Origin of the sequence: Campylobacter concisus, assembly GCF_902460845.1 — a bacterium.
Taxonomy (GTDB): domain Bacteria; phylum Campylobacterota; class Campylobacteria; order Campylobacterales; family Campylobacteraceae; genus Campylobacter_A; species Campylobacter_A concisus_X.
Map to the genome: position 1 here is coordinate 3,152 of NZ_CABPVS010000005.1, position 25,055 is coordinate 28,206.

The following is a 25,055-nucleotide window of genomic DNA, read 5'->3' on the forward strand; positions in this document are numbered from 1 at the left end:
ATAAATTAATAAGCTCATCTAATAGATCTTGTAAAGTAATACTTCTTAAACTATTCTCTAAAGCTTCTTGTGCTTTTAGGAAGTGGTTGGTTAAGAGTCCTTCGATCTTGCTACCGAGCGGGCAGGCTTTAGGTGAGTCAGAGTGGATCTTAAAAAGTTTTTCTTTATTATTTACTGCGTTAAAAATTTGAAGGAGGGTTATATCTTTTGGCTCTTTCGCAAGACTTACACCACCAACTCCAGCTACAACATTCACAAGTCCTGCAGCCTTTAGAGTACCAAGTAGGCGCCTAACTATGACCGGATTTGTGTTTATACTGCCTGCTATAAATTCGCTCGTGACTTTCTCGTCTTTGAAAAAACAAGCTGCTAAAACTACATGGATCGCGGTTGAAAACTTGATCCCTACTTGCATAAATGTCCTTGAAATTTTCTCTGATTATACTTTAAATTTTTACTAAAAGCAGTTTATTTTTTAGTTTAGATTTGACAAGTTGGCTTTTTGTGCCAGCTATGTCAAATCTATAATTTTTATGCTCGCTCGCCAACTGCTGTGAAGCATTTTTGTATAAATTTTTTGTTTTTTAGCTCGTCTATGATCGCAAGCGCAAGGTCTGCATAGCTTATATAGCTCTCATTTTTTGAGTTTAAGATGAGATTATCTCCACCAAGCACGTATTTGCCAGTACGAGCACCATTTGCGTCGTAGTCACCTGCTGGGCTTACGTATGTCCAAAGTAAATCGCTCCTATCTTTTAGCTCAAAATAAGACTCCGCAGTCGCCTTTGCCACGCCCATATATGCCGCTGGGAAGTCTGGGGTGTCCATAACCATAGTGCCTTTGCTATCAACAAATAACGTGCCAGCGCCACCAACTACGATGAGCCTTGTGCTAGTGCCTTCTAGTAAATTTACTAGGTGAGTGGCCACTTTTTTATGAAGCGCAAATGTTTCTTCGCTCCACGCTGCAAATGCGCTGATAACCGCGTCAAAGCCTGCTAGATTAGCCTTTGTAAGCTCGAAAATATCTTTATAGATAACCTTTACGCTTTCGTTTTTATACTCTTTATTTCTAACTATCGCTGTGACATCATAGCCTTGCTTTAAAGCCTCGTTCACCAAATTTGTACCGCTTTTACCATTTGCGCCTATGATTGCTATTTTCATTATTTCTCTTTTAAATTTTGTTTTTAAATTTACAGCCAGTTTGGCTTTACGTCATCAACTATCACGCCGTCACTCATAGTGTATTGCTCTAGGCTACCGCATTTTGCCTGGATACAGATCATTTTGATGCCGTTTTTGCCAGCTCTAAAGCACCTTTTACCCTCTGGATCTATGCGCACCGCGTCTCCTTTGCCAACTACTATCACTTCGCCATCAATAAAAAGCTCACCCTCACCATCTAGAATGATGTAAAGCTCCTCGTTTTGCTTATGTGCATGGACAAATGGCACGCTCACATTTGCCGGAAGCTCGTTTATAGATACCTCACAGCCAGTTAAATTTAAAGACTCTTTTAGTTCGACTCTTGGTTCGTTTGCGATCTTTGCAACTTGATAATTTTTCATTTTGTTCTCCTTGTCTTTGTGTTGTAATATTTTTATTTACAACCGATGAGCGAAGTATAATAATTTTTAGTTGTAATGTCAAGAGTTACAACAAAATTTTTATCATTTTTAAAATTCAATCTTTAAGCGGCACTAAAGCAGATGCAGGGCATATTTATACAGTTTTTAGCTTGCTTAGCCTCTAGTCAGGTGGCGCCAGAGCTTGCTATGGATGCTTAAATTTATCAGTAAAAGGTGATCATTTTAGATGCAAGAGACCCACTCTCATCACTCTCATGCCGAGCATGGCGGTATGCACATTCACACGAGCAATAAAACTGTTTTAAGAAATTCATTTTTTCTAATTTTCACATTTATGATAGTTGAGGCGGTCTTTGGCTTCGTTTCAAACTCGCTTGCACTCATCAGTGACGCATTTCACATGCTATCAGATGCCGCAGCTCTCTTTTTATCGCTAGTTGCTTTTAAGATCGCCGAAAAAAGAGCAAATTTACAAAAGACCTTTGGCTACAAAAGGGTCGAGATTATCGCCGCTTTTATAAACGCCATCGCTCTTATCGCACTTGCTGTTTTTGTAATAGTAGAAGCGATCATCAGGCTTTTTAACGAGCCAGAGATCAAAGCTGAGACGATGCTTATAGTTAGTATTTTGGGGCTTATTATAAATTTAGTCGTGGCTGTTTATATGCATAAAAGCGCTGATACAAAAGAAAATTTAAATATGAAAGGTGCTTATCTGCACGTGCTTGGTGATACGCTTGGCTCAGTTGGTGCGATTATCGCGGCTTTGTTTGTGATGAAATTTAACTTCACGAAGGCTGATAGTATCGCAAGTATCTTTGTCTCGCTACTCATCATAAAAAGCGGCGCTAGCTTGCTAAAAGATAGCTTTAATATCCTGATCGAAGCGGTGCCGCTTAAGCTTGATACGGATGAAATTTTAGGCGTTATAAAGGGCGTAAATGGCGTTAAAATCGTGCATGACCTGCATATCTGGGCGATAAATGCTGGCACAAATGCGCTCATAGCCCACGTGGTGGTGGATGATGCGCTAAGCGTGGCTGAAATTTCAAATATGATAAAGCACATCGAGCACGAGCTTTCTCACGCAGGCATCGGTCACGTCACGCTTCAGTTTGAGAGCGAGAGCCTTGGACACAAAGATGATCTCATCTGCGAGCTAAATGATGAAGATGATCACTGCGGGCATCATCACTAATCTAAGCTTTATTGATAATTTTTTTGGTTGTTTCTATCTTTTTGTCAGCCCAAAGCACGACGTCTTTTATGGCTAGTTTTTCAATGGCTTTTATGAAATTTTCCATAAATTCGTAGTCGATTTCGCCGTTTTTGGTTGGTAGTTTGATTTTGAAATTTAAACTTTGTGAGCTTCTTAATTTTTGCCCATAAGAAAATTTGCCAAATAGCGATTTTGAAATTACTGTCGTAAAATAAAGCATTGTTTCTTTCGTATATGTTTGTGCGACATTATAATAAACGCCCGTATCGTCCCCTGCGCCAAATTCATAATCTCTATAAAATGTATTGCCGAAAATATCGACAGTTATTGAGTTTGCGGGAAATTTGGCGACAGGATTGGATATATAATTTGCTACTCCGTTATTTGTAACTCCTGCCATTATAAAAGGAATTGCACCTGCTTTTTGGTCTTGTTTTTTAAGTCTTCTGCCTTGCCGTATATTGTCAAATAGACTTTCTAATGTGAATTCACGTGCTACCCCCCCCCGTTTGCTAAATTCGTCAAATTTAGCAAAGGCTGATTTTTCTGATTGTGTTAATTCATAATTTTTAAGCCCAGTGGCGCGTAAATACGCGTCGAGCTCTTCGATAAATTTTTCCATAAAGGAAAAATTTATCTTGCCGCCTAGCGTCGGCAAGAGAATTTTGTCGTTTTTTAATGTTTCTTTTTTTGGATAGTTAGAATAACCTCCGTAATTTAACGCATTTATAGCTGTAGCGATAAAAAGTTGAGCACGATTAGACCAATTTGGCATAGGCATAACTAAAATATTATTTGCTAAAACAAATTTTCCTGAATGATATGTTACGGTTCCAGAATATTCGCCACGAGTTGAAATCGTTAGGCAATCTTTAAATATCTCGTTTTCTGGTAGCTTATCATTTGTATAATAATTTACGCCATTATTTGTAGTAATTCCACTTATGACTGCAACTGAGTTAATACTTGGCTTGTCATATCGTGTTATGTAATTTTTGTTTTTACCATAAATCCAAGTATTTTCAACATCAAATAAATCACCTATACAAAATTCTTTAAATTCCCCGCCACTTGCTTTAAATTCTCGTTCTAAATTTGCAATTCGTTGATTTACAATACTGCTTCTACTGGGACTATCCTTTTTTAAAATTTGCGATACTTCCCAGCTTAGGTAGTCGCTTACGCTCTTTTTAAAATCCGCTAGTGTCGGCATGTTATCTACGGGGCGGGATTTATTCCAGTCTGTGCCATTATCTGGGTCGATTGCCGCTTCGTAATATTCATTTTGCGTGAAAATTTCAAGCTTACTTGCGCCAAAACGCACCAAATTTACCAGCTCATCATAGCGTTCATGTGCGCGGTCGGCGATTTTTAAATTATTACTCGCTTTTTTGCGATTTGATCTTGCGTAGCCGTCGTTTGAAAAGTCAATAAATTTCACCATTTCGTCTTTTTCGTGCTTTTCGCCTACTTTAAAGACGTAGATATTTGTTTGCACGCTTGATTTGCCAACGAAAAGATCGGTTGGCATTTTGATACTCGCGATAAGGGTGTTGCGTTTTAAAATCTTTTTATTAAATTCACGTGCTCTTCCGCTACCAGCTGAGTTTTGTATGATTATGGCGGCGTAGCCTTTGCTCATCATATTTAAAGCAGTTTCTACAAAAATCATACCATTTCCAGGCGCAGAATATGGCGGATTTAGCACAAAAGCGGTTGCGGGAAATTTCTCTTTAATATCACCAAAGCCATATTCGCCACTAAAATCATTTAAACTATCTTTATTTAAAATATTTGAGCTTCCATCACCCATCATTATCATGTTTAAAACTGCTAGCATATAAATAGATGGAAGAATTTCAAGTCCTAAAAGTTGTTCTGCTTTTATCTTTAGCTCTTTTTGCTTAAATTCTTCAGGTGATTTTATATTATCTTTAGCATCTTTTATCATCTCATTCATAGCAGCCACTAAGAGTCCAGCTGAGCCTGTGGCAAAATCCCAGACATAACTATCTTTATTTACCCGTGCAAGGCGCACTAAAAGCGTCGCAACATATGAAGGCGTAAGAACAACATCATTTAATTTATCTTGCGAAAAACCCAGCCATGAATACATTTCGTTAAATAGTTTGCCAGTAAAATCAGTGGTAAGTCCGATTTTGTAATAAATTCCCAAATCATCAACTATTTTGCAAAATACTCTTTTAAGCTGTGTTTGTCCATCTGAAATTTTGTTTATATTTTCAGACAAAATCGTATTTGAGAGTGTGCGAAGGATGAGATCTTTTTTATCTGTTGGAATATTTTTGCACTCTAGAAAAGCTTTTATCTTTCTCATTAAAATTTCGCCATCAGTGTTGCCTTGCTCCGGTGATGATTTTAGCTGTGATTTTTCTAGTGGAGCGACCCTGCCAGGTATGCCAAGGGTAGCGATGATAGAGGCTGCGACTAGATAGACGCGGTCGTTTTCGCCAAGTCCTTTTTCGTTATTATAAATATCATTATTTAGCTTTACTAAACTTGTATCGATCTCTTTTTCGCGCTTTTGTTTTATCTTTTCAAGCTCATCGTGTGATAAATTTAGATCTTTTAGGCTTTTTGCAAATTCATCAAAATTTGATCCTTTTAAAAATGAAAGGTCGCTAAAATCGCTAACTTTTTGTCCTATGCCTAAATTTGACTTTGAGACGTAATAGACTCCGATTTTTGTTTGAAGTTTGCCTTTGTTGTCTTTAGAGCCAGTAACGCCAATGGCGATGATGTCAGTATAGCTTGTGTGGTGAAGTAGGGCGTTTGCATAGTGGATCGCTCCGTTTACTGCGTATTCTTTTATATTTTTAAAATTTGGCTCGTTTTTGGCTGTTTTATTTTCTATATTTCCATCAATGTCTAGTTTTTCTAATTTGTCTGCATAGCCTTTGTATTCGATTAAAATTGGATAAAAATTTAAACTGCTATCTTGCAAAAGCAACTTCGCATCAGGTCTATTACCGCCTTTTCCTCCACCTTTAGAGGCGTATTCTAGCAAGGCGTTGTCTTATTTCTTGATTTAAGCTTTCTTGTTCTAATTTGTAGTCTAGTTTATATGATTTTAATTCACTATTTATCTTATCAGCTACATTTGGTTCTACGCTTTGAATTGCCATTTTTAACCTTCATGATTTTATTTTTAAAGTTGTGATTTTAACTACTTTTTACTTAATGTTTAAAATTAGATTATGCAAATTTTAAATCAACTTTAGGCAAAATAAAGCCCAAAATTTAGTAAAAAGTAAAACTTATATGAAAAACATTAGAAACTTTAGCATTATCGCTCATATCGACCATGGCAAAAGTACGCTTGCTGATCGCCTTATTCAGGAGTGTGGCGCCGTAAGCGACCGTGAGATGAGCTCGCAAATCATGGACACGATGGATATCGAAAAAGAGCGTGGCATCACGATCAAAGCCCAGTCTGTCCGCCTAAACTATGCACTAAATGGCGAAAATTTTGTTCTAAATTTGATAGACACCCCAGGTCACGTCGATTTTAGCTACGAGGTGAGCCGCAGCCTAGCTAGTTGCGAGGGCGCGCTTCTTGTCGTGGATGCCAGTCAGGGCGTGGAGGCGCAAACCATCGCAAACGTCTATATTGCACTTGAAAACAACCTAGAGATCATCCCAGTCATCAACAAGATCGACCTACCAGCGGCTGACCCTGCTAGGGTAAAAGACGAGATCGAGCACATCATCGGACTTGACTGCTCAGGAGCTATCGAAGTGAGCGCAAAAACAGGCGTTGGCATAAAAGAGCTGCTTGAAGCGATCATCACGAGGATCCCTGCGCCAAATGGCGATGCAAATAAGCCTACAAAGGCGCTCATTTACGATAGCTGGTTTGACAACTACCTTGGTGCGTTAGCCCTTGTGCGTGTTTATGATGGTGAAATTTCAAAAAATGATGAAATTTTGGTCATGGGTACAGGCAAAAAACACATCGTACTAGACCTCATGTATCCAAATCCTATAGCTCCGATCAAGACCAAAACGCTTAGCGCTGGCGAGGTTGGTATCGTTGTTTTGGGGCTTAAAAACGTTAGCGATGTTCAAGTTGGAGATACTATAACTCAGTCAAGAAATTCTCTAAAGGACCCAGTTGGTGGCTTTGAGAGGGCTAAGCCGTTTGTATTTGCGGGACTTTATCCAATAGAAACTGATAAATTTGAAGATCTGCGTGACGCGCTGGATAAGCTAAAGCTAAATGACAGCTCGATTAGCTACGAGCCAGAGACCTCGGTCGCACTTGGATTTGGCTTTAGGGTTGGTTTTTTGGGTCTTCTTCACATGGAGGTCGTCAAAGAGAGGCTCGAGCGCGAGTTTGATCTTGATCTAATCGCCACAGCGCCGACTGTGACTTACGAAGTCATCCAAACTGACGGGGTAAATTTAAAAATTCAAAACCCAAGTCAGTTGCCGCCTGTAAATAAAATAGACTCAATCCTTGAGCCATACGTAAAGGCTACTATCATCACGCCAAGCGAGTTTTTGGGCAATATCATCACTCTTTTAAACAACCGTCGTGGCATACAAACAAAGATGGATTACATCACGACTGATCGTGTTTTGCTTGAGTATGACATACCGATGAACGAGATCGTTATGGACTTTTATGACAAACTAAAATCAAGCACAAAAGGCTACGCAAGCTTTGACTACGAGCCAAGCGACTACCGCGTGGGCGATCTAGTAAAGCTTGACGTAAAAGTGGCCGGCGAGACGGTCGATGCACTCTCTATCATCGTGCCTGAGAGCAAGGCACAGACAAAGGGCAGGGACTTTGTAAAGGCGATGAAAGAGATCGTACCACGTCAGCTCTTTGAAGTGGCGATACAAGCTAGCATCGGTAATAAAATAATCGCCCGTGAAACCGTAAAATCAATGGGTAAAAACGTAACCGCCAAGTGCTACGGCGGCGACATCACGCGTAAGAGAAAGTTGCTTGAAAAGCAAAAAGAGGGAAAGAAGCGGATGAAGGCGATAGGAAAGGTGAATTTACCGCAAGAGGCGTTTCTCTCTGTTTTAAAAATAGACTAATGCGTTGTCTCGCTTTGTCATACTTTGTTGTGTCTAAAATTTACTTGGTCATTACCTGCCATGGTAACTCCCGTCGTAAATTTTACCCACGCCTCGTCTGGCTTTGCGATACTGCCGCAGCAAGTATCTTATTTTGGTGGATAGGTTTTGATTAAAATTTAAATGCTAAATTTGTAAAAAGGAGCACTATGCCATTTGTGAAAATTTGTGTGACAAAAGAGGGTGATAGTCCGAGTGTAGAGCAAAAAGAGAAGATGATAAGTGGGGTCACTAAACTAATAAGCGAAATTTTAGGTAGAAGCGCTCAAAATACCGTTGTCATTATCGATGAGATCGATACGAACAACTACGGCATCGCAGGTGAGAGCGTGAAAAATCTCCGCAAAAAACAAAAAGAGCAAAAGGAAGTAAAATGCTAAGAACGACACTACTAACGATACTTATGGCTATTTTTATGACGGGCTGCATGGCAAAAGCTAGCCTTTGTCTATCGTGCGAGGGAATAGACGGTGTGCAAAGTGCGAGCATAAACAGCGAAGATAAGATGTATTTTGAAGAGGTTATGAGGATACCGGCTGATTGCAGTGCTTGCAAAGGTAGGGGTGATGGTCTTTTTATAAATGGTGTCAAATACAAAAGTGATGTAGCGATAAACTGCTGCTTAGAAAAAAATATGATCGATACTAACGTTGGATTAAAAAAGGTCTATTTTCATAGGATCGTCGATGCTAGAAGTAGTGCAAGATCGATATATTACACAGGTGTTGAAGGAAATACTGCAGTTTTTAACTCAAATCCGCGCCTTGAAGTGCTTTTTTATATGTTTTTGCAGCGTGAGTTAAATTCTCGCGGGATCGTTGTTGTCGATACTCAAACATCGCCTTACACATATAGACTTGATTTTAGATTTGACGAGCTTAGAGGAAGCTACTCAGGAAGTTCAGAAATGTTAAACGGACATCTAAAAGGTCTTCTTGTGCTTTCAAATATAAATTTCAAAAAAACTTTACCTATCTCGACTAGGCACCATGTAGAGAAGCTTGAGGCTTCAAAATCTGAGCAGTTTGACTTTTTTATCGCACTTTTAGTTAAACAAGCTGCGATAAAAGTAGCCGATGAGATCACTAAACTTTAAAAGGAAAAACGATGAATAAATTTAAAATTTTAGCTATTTTTGGACTTTTTGTTTTGTTTTTAACTGGTTGTGCACCAAGTCAAAGTGTTGTCGCATTTGATCCATATAAGACTGTTGTGAACCAGCAAAATAATGGCTTTGAGGCCTATATAAGCGCGGTGCATGACAACCGAAAAAATAAAAGTACCATTGCTACGATCACTGATAGTAAAGGCACAGTAAAAGAATATGTCGTGCTTCAAAACGATCTTGCTACTTATTTTAGCGATTCTCTTAAAAAAGAGCTTATGGCACGTGGCGCAAATGTAAATGGCATGGGTGGAGTCGTGGTTGAAATTTTTATCAACGAGTTTGAAGCAAATATGAGTGGATACGGTACTGATAATACAAAAGGTAATATTAAGATTACACTTAAGATCCAAAAAGGCGATCAAAGTATCGTTAAAAATATTTCAAATAATCAAACCAAATTTGAGTTAATTCCCACAGGTGGAGCATTTAAGCCATTTTTAACTGAGATCATAAATGATGCCATCAAACGCACAGCAATTGCTATTTTAAATAGCTAATGTTTTGTGCGTTTTGCAAGAGCTTTACGCTAAATACATTTTGTAAAATTTGCTCACAAATTTTAAGCGAGCCAAGCCCGATAGTAAGAGAACTAGAGGGCTTTAAAATTTATAGCTTTTACGGCTACTCTGAAATAAAAGAACTCATCCACTCCAAGCACCAAATGCACGGATATTTTATATATAAAAACTTAGCTAAATTTGCATTTAAGAAATTTGCTAAAAGTTTTAGCTTTCCGGAGCAAGTCTATGCTTTGCCGATAGATGATAGAGTGCATCATGGCTACTCGCACACGGCTATTTTGGCAAATGCACTAAGGGCTAAAAATCTAAAGCCCATATTTCACGCACTGCATGCAACCAGCAAGACCAGTTATAGTGGTAGGGATTTACAATTTAGACAAAATAACCCAAGAAATTTTAAAATCCTAAAAAGGATCACTGCTCCAGTTATTTTAGTAGATGATATCGTAACTACTGGCACTACAATACTTGAAGCTAAAAATACTCTCGAAAAAGCTGGCGTAAAAGTACTTTTTGCTCTAGTTTTGGCTGATGCTAAACATTAAATTTTAATTTTTTCTCAAGTCTCTTTGGGTAGAAATTTACATAGTTCCAGCAGTAATCTATTTCGTTAGCAGTAGGAGCATGCAAAAGCGATAAAATTACAGATAAAGCATAGTGCCAAGGCGGATCATATTTGAGCCACATTTTATCGCTAGCTCGAAGTCACTACTCATGCCCATTGAGCAGATAGTTGCACCTTTTGGCTTTAAACTATCAAAAATTTTATAAGTTAGTTCAAAGCTCTTTTGAATCTCTTTTGGCTCATCCACATGCGCTCCGATACTCATCACACCTTTTAAATTTATATTTTTGCACTCGCTTTGGATACGCTCATAAATTTCTGCCGCATTTGCTACGCTTGCACCTTGCTTTGTATCTTCATCAGCCGAGTTTATTTGAAGCAAGGTATCGAGCTTGTAGCTGAGTCTTTTATCGACCTCTACGGCCCTTTCAAAGCTATCGCAGCTTTGCCAAAGTGTTGGCTTTAGACTTATCATTTGATTTATTTTGTTATTTTGCAAGCGGCCGATCATATGCCATTTTATATCAGTAAAATTTTGCAGTTCTAGCTCTTTTTTGGCTAGCTCTTGGACTCTGTTTTCGCCAAAATTTCTTTGCCCTTGTGCGTAAAGCTCTTTTACTTCAGCACTTGTGACATTTTTACTAACGGCGATTAGTGTCACGTCTTTGCTTAAATTTTCGATCTTTTCAAGCAGCTCTTTTAAAACTATCATCATAAACCTCCGCTTAATCTTATAATGTCATTAAAGGTTGCAAGCACCATTATGCCAAGCAGTAGGGCCCAGCCGCAGTAGGTAAGCGTTGTGAGTACTCGCTCATTTACCTCACGTCTAAAAATTAGCTCATATAAGTTAAAAAGTATGTGCCCACCATCAAGTGCTGGGATGGGGAATAAATTTAGGACACCTAAATTTACTGAGATTAAAGCGACGATCGTCAAAAGTACGCCAAGACTTATTTTTGCGGCTTTTGAAGTGACATCAGCGATCTGTACGATACCGCCAACCTCTTTTAGTGGCACAGCTCCACTTACTAGTTTGGTAAAGCTTTTAAAGATTAGTTTTGATGCCTCGATCGTCTCACTAAAGGCAAAATTTATGCCTGCAAGACCAGTGTGGTAAATTTTTATCACTTCTCCATTTGGAGAAATTCCGATCAGTGGGCGCTGCACCTTTTCATTAAATAGATTTATCGTCTCGCCTATTTTTGGTGTTAAATTTATAGTCATTTGTGAGCCGTTGCGATCTATCAAAATGGTGCTTGGCTCAAGCTTTACATTTTTACTGATCTCGTCCCACTCGTTTATCTTTACGCCATTTATTGCTAAAATTTTATCATTTTTAGCTAGTCCAGCGCTCGCAGCTGCCGAGCCTTCAGCTATGTGGCCTACACTTGGTGCAAGTCTTTCAACACCGATAAATCCAAGCAAAATGTATATAAAAAACGCTAAGATAAAGTTAAAAAATGGCCCTGCAAAGAGGATGTAAATTCGCTTTATAGGGCTTAGCACATTGTAGCTATCATGGTCGTAGTTTTTGGCCTTTGGGTCGGTGTCGTCTTGACCTTTTAGCTGTACGTATCCACCAAGTGGGATCGCGCTTAGGCAGTAGTCGGTGCCGCCAACGTTTTTGGTGTAAATTTTCTCGCCAAATCCAATACTAAAGGTGTTTATCTTTACACCAAGTGTTCTTGCTGCCAAAAAGTGGCCAAGCTCGTGAAAAAATATGAGAAAACTAATGGCTAAAACGGTCACTAAAAAATAAAACGAATACGTATAAAGCCCGATGCAAAGCAGGGCTAGCGTGAAGAGAATGCCTTTCAAAACTTACCTTTTTTTTGAAAAAATTGATGAGATTTTAGCCAAAGTTTATAAATTTACTCTCAAACGGCATTTAGCTAAAAATTTCTTTTAGCTAGGAGAAATTTTTAACTTAATTTTACTTATTTAGAAAATGAAGTTTTTATTGTTTATATAAATTTTGCAAGTAAAAACTTTGGGCCTCACGAACGAAAGAAATTTTAGCTCTTTTTCATCGCCTTTACATAGGCAAAGATATACTCAAATCCAGAATAAAGTGTAAGCGCAACAGCTATCCATAGCAAAAGTTCGCCACCAGGCCAGCTCATCAGTAAAAAACCAACTGCAAACATCTGTGAGACTGTTTTTACCTTGCCAGCCATCGAAGCCGCTACCTCTACGCCATCACTTGCCATTACGACACGAAAGCCAGTTATGAAAAACTCCCTTACCAAGATGAGATAAACAGCCCAAGCGCTCGCTCTACCAAGCATCATGAGGCCTAAAAATGCAGCAAGAATTAGCATCTTGTCTGCTAACGGATCAAGGATCGCTCCAAGTTTAGTTTTTTGATCCCAGCTTCTTGCGATGTAACCGTCAAAAAAGTCAGTCACCGAGGCGATCACAAAAATAAGAGCTGCGAAGTAATTTATCCAGCTCATATGAATTTGTGTAAAAATTCCTGGCGCATTTACGAGCATAAAAAACATAAGCGGAGCCAGAAGTATCCTAAAAAATGCCAATGAATTTGGTAAATTTAAACTCATAAATATGCCTTTATGCTTAGAAATTTCACTATTCTCATTTAAAAGTTGTGCCACCATCTATTATAAATGTATGTCCAGTCACCCAGCTAGCCTTAGATGAGCACAAAAATAGACATGCTCCGGCTAGGTCAGTCGGCTGTCCCATACGGTTTAGCGGGCTAAGTTTTGCCGTCATATCGCGCACCTCTTCGTAGTTTGTAAAAGCTCTTAGTGCGTCTGTCTCGATAGGGCCGCCACTTACGACATTTACACGGATATTTTTTTCGCCAAGCTCGGTCGCAGCGTATCTTGCCATGGCTTCAACGGCTGCTTTTGCTGTGCCGTGGCCTGCGTAGTTTTCTATATAGACTAAATTTCCAGTAGAGCTTAGGCTGATGATGCTACCACCACCCACTTTTTCCATGCGTTTTGCAGCTTCTTGGGTGCCTACGACAAAGGCATTTACAGTTGCTGTAAAGATGTTGTTTATGCCTCTTGGTTTTAGCTTCATAAATTTAGTGTATCCACCAGCTACTGCACGACCTGAAATAATTGCATTTGATATAAAAAAATCAATCCTATCAAAGTCCTCGTCTATCTTTAAAAATAGCTCTTTATAAGTCTCTGGCTCGAGGATATTTAGTGCGTAAGCTCTTGCTTTTATCTTATAAGTAGCCTCAAGCTCTTTTGCCTGCTCTTTGGCAAGCTCTTCGTTTGAGTTGTAGGTAAATGCTATATTTACACCAGCTTTTGCAAATTCTTCAACTATGGCTCTGCCGATACCTCTAGTGCCGCCACTGATAACTAGCGTTTTACCTTTAAATTCGTTTAGTGTGTCCTTCATTAAAATCCCTTTATTTCATAATTTTTTATTACTTCTTCGATTTTTTTAAAATTCTCTTTACTTGGTTTGCAAAGTGGCAAGCGGTACTCTAAAGAGTCGATGAGTCCAGCCAGATACATCGCTGCTTTGATCGGTATCGGATTGCTTTCGCAAAAGAGTGTTTTATTTATCGTGTATAGATTGTCGTTTATTAGTTTTGCTTTTTTGTACTCTTCGTTCATTGCAAGGTGCGTTAGCTGAGAAATTTGATCTGGCAAGAGGTTTGCAGTAACTGAGATAACGCCTTTGCCGCCATTTGATATGATAGGATAGTTGATCGCATCTTCGCCACTGATGACTACTAAATTTGGCTCGTGAGCCAGTAGATCGACGCATCTATCGATACTGCCTGTTGCCTCTTTGATGCCGTAGATATTTTTACACTCTTTAAAAAGCCTAAAAACAGTCGCTGGTAAGATATCCACTCCAACTCTGCCAGGAACATTGTAAAGAAGCACTGGAATTTCAATACTATTTGCAATGGCCTTGTAGTGCTCGTAAAGCCCTTCCTGTGTTGGTTTATTGTAGTAGGGCGCAACTGAAAGGATACCATCTGCGCCATGAGCTTGAGCAAATTTAGCGATACCAATAGCTTCGTGAGTCGCATTACTACCAGCACCAGCTAGTACTTTTACATTTGTGCCTTTACATGCATCTACGGCTATTTCGATACAAATTCTATGCTCATCATGCGTCAGTGTTGCACTCTCACCAGTAGTTCCAACTGGCACAACAACATCTATGCCATGTTTTATCTGTCTTTTTATTAGTTTTTCAAAACTGACTTCATCCACTTTTTGATTTTTAAATGGCGTAATGAGTGCGGTCATCGCACCTTGAAGCGAATTTTCCACGTTTATTCCTTTTTTAAAATTATTGTTGTGCTGGTTTTTTCATTAAAATATCTATTTGCTATCTCTTTTAAAAGTTTTGCATCGATTTTATCAATATTTTTTTCAAGCTCATAAAATGGCTTTATATCGCCTCTAGCAAGGTATGAGCCATATAAATTTGCGACCTTACTTGCGCTCTCAAATGAGTAAATAAAATCAGTTTTTATCAAATTTTTAACTCTTAAAACATCATCTTTGTCGATTGGTTTATTTTTTAAATCATCTATGATCTTTAAAATTTCAGCCTCAACCGCGTTTGCTTCGATATCTGGGTTGCAAACTGCTAAAAATATAAATAAATTTTCATCAACACAGCTCATATTATAAGCATAAATTTGATTTACGAGCATTAGCTCATCGATTAGACGTTGCTGTAAAATAGAGCTTTTGCCAGTGGCTAGATATTCGCTTATCGCATTTAGACCTACTTGATCAGTGTGTTTAAAATTTGGGATTTTATAAGCGATCGCTAGCATTTGTGTTTGGCTATCTTTGTAGATAATAGCTCTTCTAGCCCCATCTTGCTCAGGTTCTTTGCAGTGAGTTTTTGGGATGGCTCTTTTGTTTTTTATTTTGGAGAAATTTTTCTTAGCTATCTTAAATGCCTCATCCTTGTCAATGTCGCCACTTATCATCAAAACCGCATTTTTTGGCTGATAGTATGTAGCGTGAAATTCTTTTATGTCGGAGATATTCCAGTTTTCGATATCTTTTATAAAGCCTATTGGCGTCCAGTGGTATGGGTGGTAGATAAATGTGTGATTGTAGAGTCTAAAGTAGAGGTATCCCATAGGATTGTTGTCTGTTCGCCACCTGCGTTCTTCATGCACCACGTCTCGCTCTGGCTGAAATTCTTTATCTTTTAGGCTTAAATTTTTCATAAGCTCAGCAAAAAGACCAAGCGTTTTGTCTAAATTTTCATTTGAAGCTTTTATAAAGTAGTGGGTATAGTCAAAGCCTGTACTTGCGTTATTTACGCCACCAAAGCCTTTTACGATCTCGTCAAACTCCCCAGCTCGTAAATTTTTGGTTGATTTAAAATTTAGATGCTCTAACATGTGAGCGATGCCGCTTTTGCCCATCACTTCGTTTCTGGAGCCAACTTTATAAAAAACATCGACGCTTATCACTTTTGAGCCAGGATTTACTGGCACGTGATAAATTTCAAGTCCATTATCTAGTTTAAATTTATTAAATTTTATCAATCTCTTGCCCTCTATTTTTTAACGCTTGCGCCGACTGCTTCGTTGATAGAAGCAAAACCATCTCTTTTTAAAAGCTCTAAAATTTCTAAATTTATATCTCTTGCAATCATCGGCCCTTTAAAGATAAAGCTTGTAAAAATTTGGACCAAATTTGCTCCCATTTTTATGCGCTCATAAGCCTCTGCACCGCTATCTATGCCGCCACATGCGATAAGTGTCGTCTTGCCATAAAGCTCGTCTGCAACGGCTTTAAATATATCTTTTGACTTTTGAGCGATCACCTTGCCGCTTAGTCCGCCAAAATCCTTTAAATTTGACGAGTGAGAGAGCGAATAATCAACGCTTGTATTTGAGACAAGCACGCCGCTAGCGCCGTTTTCTACCGCGCAGCTACAAAGTTTGATCGCATCTTCGTGACTCATATCAGGAGCTATTTTAAAGATGACTGGCTTTTTAGTAAGTGGTAAAATGACGCTAAAAAGCTCTTTTATGAAGCTCTCATCTTGCAATGCTCTTAAATTTGGCGTGTTTGGCGATGAGACATTTATAACGAAGGTGTCGCAAATTTCACTAAATTCTCTTACTAAAATTTCATAGTCTTTTATTGCGTCTTCGTTTGGTGTGACCTTGTTTTTGCCTATATTTGCCCAGATAGGTAAAGTATAAGGATAAAGTTTTTTGACTCTATTTTTAATAGCCTCACAGCCTTCGTTGTTAAAGCCCATCGCGTTTTGGATGCTCTCTTCGTCTATAAGCCTAAAAAGTCTTGGTTTGTCGTTGCCAGGTTGAGGTTTTGGAGTAAATGTACCAAATTCTAAATACCCAAATCCAAGAGCCGTGAGCGCTTCAAACATCGTGGCGTTTTTATCAAAGCCTCCAGCTATACCAACTGGGTTGTGGTAGCTGCTTGAGAATAAATTTTGTTTTAGCGCATTGTCATCGACCACGCACTTATTTGCTACAAAGCTTAATGATCCTGGAAAAATTTTATTTGCTCCGATCATTGCAAGTTCTACGATTTTATGGGCAGTTTCAGGATCGAATTTAAAAAATATAGATTTTAAAGTATCGTAGTTTAAGTTCATTTTAACCTCTTTAAAATGCCTAAAAATTTGTGCAAATCTTAGCAAAAATCGCCTTAAACTAAGGCTTTGCCTTTAAGTTTTGCATAAATTTCATTTCTCTTGCTAAGCTCTTCATCGCTTCCGATATCAACTATCTTTCCATCGCACAAAAGCGCGATCTTGTCAGCACTCTCAACCGTACTTAGACGGTGAGCGATGACAAAGATGATCTTTTTGCTTCTTAGATTGTTTATCGCCTTTGTGATCTCTTTTTCACTCTCATTATCAAGTGCTGAAGTGGCCTCGTCAAAGATAAGAATTTGTGGATTTTGATAAAGTGCTCTGGCTATTGCTATACGCTGTCTTTGACCGCCCGAAAGGTTTGTACCAAATTCATTTAAGATAGAGTGGATACCATCATCTAGTTTGCTTACAAACTCATAAGCATTTGCCATTTTTAGTGCGTTTATCACGGCATCTTCGTTAAATTCTCTGCCGTAAGCCACGTTTTTAGCGATCGTATCGTTAAAGATATAGACGCGTTGGGTAACAAGTCCGATATTTTGGCGAAGTGAGTGAATTTTGATATCTTTTAAATTTATGCCATTTATCAAAATTTCTCCGCCATTTACATCGTAAAATCTCATAAGCAAATTCATAAGCGAGCTTTTTCCGCCGCCACTTGAGCCAACAAGGGCTATAAATTCTGACTTATTTGCCTCTAAATTTATCCCTTTTAAGACCTCTTTGTCGCCGTAGCTTAGGCGGACATCGTTAAATTTGATAAGTTTTATCTCTTCATTTAGCTCTTTTTGGCCATCTTTTATCTGGCTTACCTTATCCATCAGGAAAAAGGTCCTCTCGCTCGCTGCGATGGCATCTTGCATTTTATTGTATATATTTACGATACGTTTTAGCGGGGTGTAGAGCATGAAAAGCGCAGTTAAAAACGAGAAAAATGCACCCATATTTATATTTCCATCGATGACGTCTTTGCCGCCTATTATGATGACAGCTGCCACGCCGATTGAGCCAATTGTTTCCATTAGTGGGCTTACTAGTTGCTCGATTTTTACGGTTTTAAGGTTTAACTTAAAAAATTTGTTATTTTCTTCAACGAAACGTGAGTGCTCGTATTTTTGGGCATTATTTGCCTTGATGATCTCGATATTTGTAAAAATTTCACTCAAGGCTGAGGTTATATCAGATGTCTTTTCTTGCGATTTTTTTGAGATTTTTTTCATCTTTTTAGCAAGGCGCGAGATCGGATAAATCGCTAATGGCATAACAACAAGTGCAAAAAAGGCTAATTTAGGGCTTTGATAGATGACTACACAAAGCAGACCTATGATAGTTACAAGCTCCCTAATAAGCTCAGGTATGATGCTTGAAACAATAGATCTTATGCGCTCTATGTCGTTCGTGGTTCTGCTTATTAGCTCGCCTGTTCTAAAATCATTAAAAAATTTCATGTCCAAATTTAGTAAATTTTCGACCATCTTTTCACGAAATCTTCTAATCGTATCTTGACCAATATACGCGGTAAAATAGGCCTGCATAAAAGTTCCAACATTTTTTAACAGATAAATAGCAATGATCGCACATGGCAGCATATAAAGCAATGTTTCGTTTTTTTCAACAAAAATTTTATTAAGTACTGGCTCCACTAGATATGCACTGACCGCTGTTCCGCCACTTGCAAGCCCCATGCCAATGAAGGCTAGGATGAAGTGTGGAATGTAGTCTTTAAAATAAGGACCAAAGCGTTTTAGTACATCTTTTAAGCCAAAGTTAGTCATTATTTTTCTCCCAAACTACGCCATTTGGCGTATCCATGATAGAGATATTTAGGCTGGAAAGCTCATCTCTTATCTCATCAGCTCTTGTAAAATTTTTCTCTTTTTTGGCAAATGCGCGCTCATCAAGAAGCCTTTTAATTTGCTCCTTTTGCTCGTTGCTTACACCAAATTGAAAATACTCCACATAGTTTGTGCTGGCAATGCCTAAAATTTCACTTATAAGCTCTAAATTCGCCACTACTTCGGCCTTATATGCTTTATCTTTTGGGCTATTATCAAGCCTTTCGTTTGCTGTTTTTACAAACTCATCAACACTTGCAAGCGCTTTTGAAGCGTTTAGATCATCACTTAGTGCCTCAAGTAGCTCATTTTTAAAGCTCTCATTTGCTGTGCCTGCTTGTACTCCATCAACTCTTTTTTTGAGGCGATAAATTTTATCAAGTCTCTTTTTTGAAGCCACTAAATCTTCATCTGAATAATTAAAATGAGCCCTGTAATGGCTTGTAAGCAGATAAAATCTAAGCACTTCGCCATGAACGTTTTTTAGGGCGTCCTTTACAAAAAAGCTGTTATTTAGGCTCTTGCTCATCTTTTCGTTATTTACTTTTATAAAGCCATTGTGCATCCAGTATTTGCTTAAATTTTTATGATAGGCGCATCTGCACTGACTTGCTTCATTTTCATGGTGCGGGAAGAGTAGGTCGATGCCACCAGCGTGGATGTCGATCTCAAATTCCTCATTTTCTTTATCACTTAGAAATTCTCTTATCATCGCCACGCACTCGGTGTGCCAGCCAGGGCGACCCTTGCCAAATGGGCTCTCGTACCATTTCTCGTCAAATTTCCAAAGCACAAAGTCTTTTTCGTCTCTTTTTTCTCCAAAGCTCGCCACACGTGCGATGAGCTCGGTGTTATTCTCTTTGCCGCTAATGCTAAAATATCCGCTATCCTTGTTTGTATCAAAGTAAATTCCATCACTGGTTTTATACGCCGCCCCTTTTTGCATAAGCAGCTCGATGTAGCCAATGATCGCCTCCAGACACTGCGTTGCCTTTGGTTTAAAGTCTGGATCAAGCACGTTTAGAGCATTCATGTCGCTTTCGTAATGTGCTATATATTTGTTGGTTATCTCTTCTAAAGTTTGACCAGTTTCAGCCATTTTTTTTAAAATTTTATCGTCGATATCAGTGTAATTTCTTGCAAATTTTACCTTGTAACCAAGTGCTTTTAAGACCCTTCTTAAAAGATCAAAGCTAACGGCTGACTTTGCGTGTCCTAAATGTGCATCGTCATAGACCGTTGGACCGCACAGATAGATGCTAACCTCACCTTCTCTTATAGGGCTAAACTCAACCTTTTCTCTTTTAGAAGTATCAAAAATTCGCATTAAATATATCCTTTAAAAATGTTAAACCAAAATAAAGCAAAACCGCCGCAATAGTGATAGCGGCTATAAATTTAGGCTCGATTATAGCTAAAAATCTCTTAGCTCCAAAGGCTCTTATATATAAAATAAGCTGTAAAAATCCCCCAAGTGAGCTTGCAAATGCAAGGCCAGCTGCTCCAAATTTCTGCATCAAAATGACAGCTAGGATCAAATTTATCACAAGGCAGATGATAGAAATTTTGGCTGCCTCTTTTTGTTTCATATTTGCATAGAGCCAAAGTGAGAAAATTTTAGCCAGCCCAAATGGCGTAAGCCCCACCAAATAGGCACTTAGCACCTTAGCGCATTCAATGGTGTTTGCCCTTACAAAATTCCCTCTCTCAAACAAGAGCCAGATGATAAACTCGCTTAGCACTACGCCTGTGATGGTGGCTGCTAGCAGAGCACAAAGAAGCAAGTAAAAACTCTTTTTTGTCCAAACTAGGGCGTTTACCTCGTCTTTTTGCTTTAAAAGCCTAGTGATCTTTGGAAAGAGCGCTTGAGAGAGTGCGATCGCAAAGATAGCAAGCGGAAGCTGAAAAATTCTATTTGCATAAAAAAGGTAGCTTATCGAGCCACTTACTAAAAAGCTAGCTAGCCAAGTGTCCATAAATGCGCTTATTTGCATCGCACTTGAGCCAAGTAAGCCGTGGTAAAAATTTACAAAAAAACCTTTGCTGCTAGCTTTTTTGCCTTTAAAATATCCGCTTAAACCGCCCCAAAAAATTTTATTTAAGGCGTTAAATTTCATAGCGATTAGATGCACCAAAACTTGCAAAATACCGCCTGCAACGACGCCAAAGCTAAGATAAAGCGCAACCACGCTCTCGCTCTTGCCACGAGCTAAAAGTAGTGAAGCTATCATGGCTAAATTTAGCAGTGCCGTAGAAAACGCAGTTGTAGCAAAGTGTCCTTTGTACTGAAGTAATGCGCCCATAAAAGTGACGATATAAACAAGGGCTAGATAGTAGAAATTTATACGCACAAGCGGCACTGCACCCATGATATTTTGCTCACTCAGGCCACTTGCGATGATCTTTATAAAGTAGGGCGTAAATAAATTTACAAGAAGTGTCAAAACGCCTATAAAAAGTAGAAATTTGATGAAAATTTCAGCCTGAAAGATCGCTTTTTTCTTGCTATTTGCAAAATTTGGCAAAAATGCTTGTGTAAAGGCACCTTCTCCAAATATGCGGCGAAATAAATTTGGTATTTTAAAAGCGATAAAAAAAAGATCGCTAAATATGCCAGCTCCAAGGATGGAGGCTGTTAAAAGGTCTCTTATAAGTCCAAGAATTCTTGAAACCATAATGCCAACTGAGTTTGAAAAAAAGCCTTTTATAAACATCGCCCACCTATTAAATTTGAAAACGCAATAGTAACAAAAGATGCTTTAAAGCTTACATAACCCAAATTTAATAAAATTTTGGCGATAATAAGAGCCAAATTTTATGTGAAATGGATCAATTTTGAGCGAGAACGTGCAAGAAAACGAGAGATTTTTACCGCCAACGCAAATTCAAACTTCAACGCCTTATATATCGCTTAAAGAATTAAGCAAGCAACACAGCGTACCGGTAGAATTTATAGATTTTAAAATTTTAGATATTTTGACTTATTATAAAAATAAAGATAATGAAGAGCCAGTTTTTGTTCCTGAAGAAAATTTAGACTTTTTTGATGATAATGCTTTTTATCTTGACGAGACACTAGAGATCGAGCAGGTCTATGATGTGGAATTTTTTGATGTTAGGCTAAATGCTGTGCCAAAGCTTCCAAAGATAGAAATCGGTGTAAATTCAACGGTTACAAAAGTAGTCGCAAAGGTAAAAGCCACAAAAGATTGTGAATACGAACAGCATTATGAAGATAAGCTTTTTGAATATATCGCCAAACAGCTTATGAAAGCTCAAATTTTAATAGGTATAAGGATCGGCAAACTAAAAGATGAGTTAAAACAAATCGCCTCAGTTGTGCATGTAAAGGGCGAACTTGATAAAGACTACATGCTAAACATAACACAAGGTATAAATCCAAAAAAAGCTACCGATGCAAAGATACTTTACTACTACAAAGATAAACTTGATGCGATAAAAGAGGAAGATAAGGTTGATTACGCTGATAGAGGTTTTGTTTTTGGCGTGGCACAAGATGAAGTGATAATGGAAGAGAAAAAGTCTCACGAAGGGCAAAATGGCCGTGATGCGAGAGGTAAATTATTAGCAGTAGAAAAGCCAAAAGAAGATACTGGTAAAGAGATAAGCATAAGCGAAAATATAGAGAGAGTAGAAAATGACGATAGCATAATATATATCGCTAAAAAATCAGGATATGTAGTTGAGAAAAATGGCTCATTTGATATCGAAGAGCGTATAGAGATAAATGAGGCAAATTTTAAAACAACTGGCTCTATTCAAGCAGGCACTGATACAAATGTGACTTTGGTGGTTAGGGAAACTGACACGATAAAGGATGCGATCGGCACTGGTATAATCGTGGAGGCTGATGAGATCGAAGTAAAAGGAAATGTCGGTGCAAATGCGATGGTTAAAGCAAATGAAGTAATAATCGGCGGTCAAACACACCAAAAGGCTAAAATTTATGCAAAGAATGCAAAAATTTCTATCCATATCGGTAAGGTTGAAGCTGAAAATGTCGAGATAGATAGGCTAGAAGGCGGAAACGTAGTAGCAAAAAGGGTTAAGATAAATAGCGTCGTTGGTGGCTCTATAACCGCTCAAAATATCCAAATAAACACACTTGGTTCAAACTGCACTATCACAGCTTCACACTTAATAGACGTAAGATATCTAAGAGGCACTGACAATAAATTTATAATCGATACTAGCAAAATGCCTGAGAGTGCTGAGGCTACGCAAGAACAATTAAATAAGATCGAATATACAAAAGCAGAGCTTGCCTCACTTCTAAAAAATATTGAAACAAAGAAAAATGTCATAAATGAAAATAAAGACTCGATTTATACCATAAAAGCAAAGGTAGAAGAGCTCTCAAAAGCTAAAGTGATACCGCCAGTTACCTTTATGAAAAAGCTAAAAGAGTATCAAGGTCTAGTCAATGAATACAACACTTTATTAAAAATTTTTAAAGATAAAAAAGAGTTGCTAGCTACTCTAAAAGATGAGCTTGAGATCATGCAAAATGGAATATTTTCTGCAAAAGTGATAAATAGAGGCAACTGGGTTGAACTAAATGAGATTAGATTTGTTATCGTTGATCCTCCGCAAAATGTCACTTATATCTCAAAGCAAAATGAAACCGCTCATGCCATTACTTTGGAGAAGATCGGCGATGGCGATGAGGCTGAGTATAAGATCAAAAAGTCAAATAAATTAGAAGACTACACAGATACAAATTTCTAAGAATAAAAGGTTAAATGATGATAAAAGCGATCGAAGGTATCGTCAGCAAAAAAGACCCTGCATTTGTGATATTAAAGACAAATAGCGGCGTAAGTTATGGAATTTTTATCTCACTTTTTTGCTCAGCCAAGCTTAGCAAGGGCGAAAAAGTCGAGCTTGCCATAACGCAGATCATAAGAGAGGATGCAAATTTACTTTACGGCTTTTTGGATGCAAATGAGCAAAAGATGTTTGAGATGCTAATAAAGCTAAATGGCATCGGAGCTAGCACGGCTATGGCAGTTTGTTCAAGTCTAAGCTCACAAGCATTTACAAATGCCATAATAAGCGGCGATGCAGATACCTTTAAAAGTGTGCCAGGTATCGGACCAAAGACTGCTAGACGCATCATAGCTGAGCTAAGCGACGCAAAGCTAATAAGTGATGAGAGTGTGCCAAGCTACCAAAATGAGGCACTTTTGGCACTTGAGGCGCTTGGCTTTAAACGTGAGAAGATAGTGAAAATTTTGCCTGAGTGCAAGAGTGAAAATACGAGCGATCTTATAAAAGAAGCATTAAAGAAATTAGGATAAGGATTAAAAAGATGAATTTAGGTGTAATATTTGGAGCAAAGAGCTATGAACATGAGATAAGCATAGTTAGTGCGATAGTTTTAAAAAATGTCCTAAAACAAGAGCTAAAATTTATATTTTGTGATTCAGATAGGGGCTTTTATCTCATTGAAGAAAAAAATATGAGAGCAAATTTCTTTAGCTCAGGCAAGTACAAAAATTCAAAAAAGCTCATTTTATCTAAAGGCGGATTTTTCATACACTCTCTTTTTGGTGATAAAAAAGTAGAGTGCGACGTCATTATAAATTTGATCCACGGCATGGACGGCGAAGATGGCAAGATAGCGGCACTTTTTGACTTTTACGGGGTCAAATATATAGGTTCAAGGCTTGAAGCAAGCGCACTTAGCTACAACAAAGAGCTTACTAAATTTCTAGCGCAAAAAGCTGGTGTAAAGGCGCTTGACTATGAGATGCTAACTCGTGAGAGCCAGCCAAAATTTCACTATCCTATTATCTTAAAGCCAGCAAGACTTGGAAGTAGCATCGGCGTAAATATAGTGCATGACGCCAGCGAGCTAGCTTATGCAAAAGACGTGGCATTTGAGTTTGATAAAGATGTGCTTGTCGAGCCTTTTATAAAGGGAGTAAAAGAGTACAACCTTGCAGGCTGTAAGATAGATGGAAAGATAAAATTTTCTATCATCGAAGAGCCAAAAAAGAAAGAATTTTTAGATTATGAGCAAAAGTATCTTAGCTTTTCAAACGAGAGTAAGGTCAAAGAGGCCGATATCTCTGAGGAGCTAAAACAAAAGCTCAAATTTAATTTTTCTAAAATTTATGATTGCGGCTTTGACGGAGCGATCATTAGATGCGACTTTTTCGTGATAGATGATGAGGTCTATCTAAATGAGATAAACCCAAATCCAGGAAGCCTTGCAAACTATCTATTTGAGGATTTTGAGAGCACTTTAAATGCTCTTGCAAACTCACTTCCAAGAGAGCGTAATATAAAGATCGATTATAGCTTTATAAACTCGATCACTTCAGTAAAAGGTCGCGGAAAAATTTAGGCCATTTAGTAGATTATAAAGTAGTTTGTGATATTTTACGTAAAATTTTACACAAAGA

General features: G+C 38.2%; 23 protein-coding genes and 1 pseudogene. 9 read left to right on the forward strand and 15 right to left on the reverse strand.

Features of this window, described 5'->3' with window-relative positions; all coding sequences use genetic code 11:
* The 3 genes from F3H00_RS07060 to F3H00_RS07070 all read right to left on the reverse strand — a co-directional run.
* On the reverse strand, nucleotides 1-415 hold a 415-nt coding region (locus F3H00_RS07060), incomplete at its 3' end, for an Rrf2 family transcriptional regulator (RefSeq protein WP_149703808.1).
* A 116-nt stretch (nucleotides 416-531) separates the two neighbouring features.
* Nucleotides 532-1,167, reverse strand: a complete 636-nt coding sequence (locus F3H00_RS07065; RefSeq protein ID WP_148799726.1) for an NAD(P)-dependent oxidoreductase — start codon at nucleotides 1,165-1,167, stop codon at nucleotides 532-534.
* A gap of 29 nt (nucleotides 1,168-1,196) precedes the next feature.
* Nucleotides 1,197-1,571 carry a cupin domain-containing protein gene (locus tag F3H00_RS07070; protein WP_148799728.1) on the reverse strand — a complete coding sequence of 125 codons (375 nt, stop codon included), beginning with the start codon at nucleotides 1,569-1,571 and terminating at the stop codon, nucleotides 1,197-1,199.
* 247 nt (nucleotides 1,572-1,818) lie between these two features.
* On the opposite strand from F3H00_RS07070, the gene F3H00_RS07075 reads away from it, so the two are divergent.
* Nucleotides 1,819-2,790 carry a cation diffusion facilitator family transporter gene (locus F3H00_RS07075; protein ID WP_223155258.1) on the forward strand — a complete coding sequence of 324 codons (972 nt, stop codon included), beginning with the start codon at nucleotides 1,819-1,821 and terminating at the stop codon, nucleotides 2,788-2,790.
* A gap of 1 nt (nucleotide 2,791) precedes the next feature.
* Here F3H00_RS07075 and F3H00_RS10590 read toward each other — a convergent pair whose 3' ends face one another.
* Nucleotides 2,792-3,961 (reverse strand): restriction endonuclease subunit S, encoded by a 1,170-nt coding sequence (locus F3H00_RS10590; protein WP_223155265.1) that lies wholly within the window; start codon nucleotides 3,959-3,961, stop codon nucleotides 2,792-2,794.
* Nucleotides 3,935-5,957, reverse strand: a pseudogene (locus tag F3H00_RS10595) (HsdM family class I SAM-dependent methyltransferase); the annotation flags it as partial. The pseudogene F3H00_RS10595 and the gene F3H00_RS10590, both read right to left, overlap by 27 nt.
* Nucleotides 5,958-6,093: 136 nt before the next feature.
* Between F3H00_RS10595 and lepA the strand changes: the two are divergent.
* The 5 genes from lepA to F3H00_RS07105 all read left to right on the forward strand — a co-directional run bounded on the left by lepA (nucleotide 6,094) and on the right by F3H00_RS07105 (nucleotide 10,157).
* Nucleotides 6,094-7,884 carry a translation elongation factor 4 gene (gene lepA / locus F3H00_RS07085; RefSeq protein ID WP_148799730.1) on the forward strand — a complete coding sequence of 597 codons (1,791 nt, stop codon included), beginning with the start codon at nucleotides 6,094-6,096 and terminating at the stop codon, nucleotides 7,882-7,884.
* Between the two features lie 188 nt (nucleotides 7,885-8,072).
* Nucleotides 8,073-8,303, forward strand: coding sequence for a 2-hydroxymuconate tautomerase family protein (locus F3H00_RS07090; protein WP_009294206.1), 231 nt, complete (start codon nucleotides 8,073-8,075; stop codon nucleotides 8,301-8,303).
* Nucleotides 8,297-9,019, forward strand: coding sequence for a hypothetical protein (locus tag F3H00_RS07095; RefSeq protein ID WP_148799731.1), 723 nt, complete (start codon nucleotides 8,297-8,299; stop codon nucleotides 9,017-9,019). The genes F3H00_RS07090 and F3H00_RS07095 overlap by 7 nt, the downstream gene beginning before the upstream one ends.
* A gap of 11 nt (nucleotides 9,020-9,030) precedes the next feature.
* Nucleotides 9,031-9,588, forward strand: a complete 558-nt coding sequence (locus F3H00_RS07100) for a YajG family lipoprotein (protein ID WP_148799733.1) — start codon at nucleotides 9,031-9,033, stop codon at nucleotides 9,586-9,588.
* Nucleotides 9,588-10,157: a phosphoribosyltransferase family protein gene (locus F3H00_RS07105; protein WP_148799735.1), complete on the forward strand. Its 570-nt coding sequence runs from the start codon at nucleotides 9,588-9,590 to the stop codon at nucleotides 10,155-10,157. The genes F3H00_RS07100 and F3H00_RS07105 overlap by 1 nt, the downstream gene beginning before the upstream one ends.
* Before the next feature lie 96 nt (nucleotides 10,158-10,253).
* Here F3H00_RS07105 and F3H00_RS07110 read toward each other — a convergent pair whose 3' ends face one another.
* From F3H00_RS07110 to murJ, 10 genes are all read right to left on the reverse strand, one after another.
* A complete protein-coding gene (locus tag F3H00_RS07110) occupies nucleotides 10,254-10,892 on the reverse strand; it encodes a YggS family pyridoxal phosphate-dependent enzyme (protein ID WP_187424104.1) in 639 nt (212 codons plus the stop codon).
* A complete protein-coding gene (gene rseP / locus F3H00_RS07115) occupies nucleotides 10,889-11,998 on the reverse strand; it encodes an RIP metalloprotease RseP (RefSeq protein WP_148799737.1) in 1,110 nt (369 codons plus the stop codon). The genes F3H00_RS07110 and rseP overlap by 4 nt, the downstream gene beginning before the upstream one ends.
* A gap of 197 nt (nucleotides 11,999-12,195) precedes the next feature.
* Nucleotides 12,196-12,741 carry a CDP-diacylglycerol--glycerol-3-phosphate 3-phosphatidyltransferase gene (gene pgsA, locus F3H00_RS07120; RefSeq protein WP_148799739.1) on the reverse strand — a complete coding sequence of 182 codons (546 nt, stop codon included), beginning with the start codon at nucleotides 12,739-12,741 and terminating at the stop codon, nucleotides 12,196-12,198.
* A gap of 34 nt (nucleotides 12,742-12,775) precedes the next feature.
* Complete coding sequence (locus tag F3H00_RS07125; protein WP_054196728.1) at nucleotides 12,776-13,564, reverse strand: enoyl-ACP reductase; 789 nt, start codon at nucleotides 13,562-13,564, stop codon at nucleotides 12,776-12,778.
* Complete coding sequence (gene dapA, locus F3H00_RS07130; protein ID WP_035167707.1) at nucleotides 13,564-14,433, reverse strand: 4-hydroxy-tetrahydrodipicolinate synthase; 870 nt, start codon at nucleotides 14,431-14,433, stop codon at nucleotides 13,564-13,566. The genes F3H00_RS07125 and dapA overlap by 1 nt, the downstream gene beginning before the upstream one ends.
* Nucleotides 14,434-14,459: 26 nt before the next feature.
* Nucleotides 14,460-15,701, reverse strand: coding sequence for a M16 family metallopeptidase (locus tag F3H00_RS07135; protein WP_148799741.1), 1,242 nt, complete (start codon nucleotides 15,699-15,701; stop codon nucleotides 14,460-14,462).
* An 11-nt stretch (nucleotides 15,702-15,712) separates the two neighbouring features.
* On the reverse strand, nucleotides 15,713-16,786 hold the full coding sequence (locus tag F3H00_RS07140) for a quinone-dependent dihydroorotate dehydrogenase (protein ID WP_148800010.1): 1,074 nt from the start codon (nucleotides 16,784-16,786) through the stop codon (nucleotides 15,713-15,715).
* Between the two features lie 53 nt (nucleotides 16,787-16,839).
* Nucleotides 16,840-18,564, reverse strand: coding sequence for an ABC transporter ATP-binding protein (locus tag F3H00_RS07145; protein ID WP_148799743.1), 1,725 nt, complete (start codon nucleotides 18,562-18,564; stop codon nucleotides 16,840-16,842).
* Nucleotides 18,557-19,951 carry a cysteine--tRNA ligase gene (gene cysS / locus F3H00_RS07150; RefSeq protein ID WP_149703789.1) on the reverse strand — a complete coding sequence of 465 codons (1,395 nt, stop codon included), beginning with the start codon at nucleotides 19,949-19,951 and terminating at the stop codon, nucleotides 18,557-18,559. Before cysS ends, F3H00_RS07145 begins: the two co-directional genes overlap by 8 nt.
* Nucleotides 19,938-21,338, reverse strand: a complete 1,401-nt coding sequence (gene murJ / locus F3H00_RS07155) for a murein biosynthesis integral membrane protein MurJ (RefSeq protein ID WP_148799747.1) — start codon at nucleotides 21,336-21,338, stop codon at nucleotides 19,938-19,940. The genes cysS and murJ overlap by 14 nt, the downstream gene beginning before the upstream one ends.
* Nucleotides 21,339-21,459: 121 nt before the next feature.
* Here murJ and F3H00_RS07160 point away from each other — a divergent pair, with 121 nt between their 5' ends.
* From F3H00_RS07160 to F3H00_RS07170, 3 genes are read left to right on the forward strand one after another with little or no spacing between them, the layout of a single operon-like run.
* Nucleotides 21,460-23,373, forward strand: coding sequence for a flagellar assembly protein A (locus F3H00_RS07160; RefSeq protein ID WP_148799749.1), 1,914 nt, complete (start codon nucleotides 21,460-21,462; stop codon nucleotides 23,371-23,373).
* Nucleotides 23,374-23,390: 17 nt separating this feature from the next.
* Nucleotides 23,391-23,945, forward strand: coding sequence for a Holliday junction branch migration protein RuvA (gene ruvA, locus F3H00_RS07165; RefSeq protein WP_087578896.1), 555 nt, complete (start codon nucleotides 23,391-23,393; stop codon nucleotides 23,943-23,945).
* Nucleotides 23,946-23,956: 11 nt separating this feature from the next.
* Complete coding sequence (locus F3H00_RS07170) at nucleotides 23,957-24,997, forward strand: D-alanine--D-alanine ligase (protein ID WP_148799751.1); 1,041 nt, start codon at nucleotides 23,957-23,959, stop codon at nucleotides 24,995-24,997.
* Nucleotides 24,998-25,055: the final 58 nt, after the last annotated feature.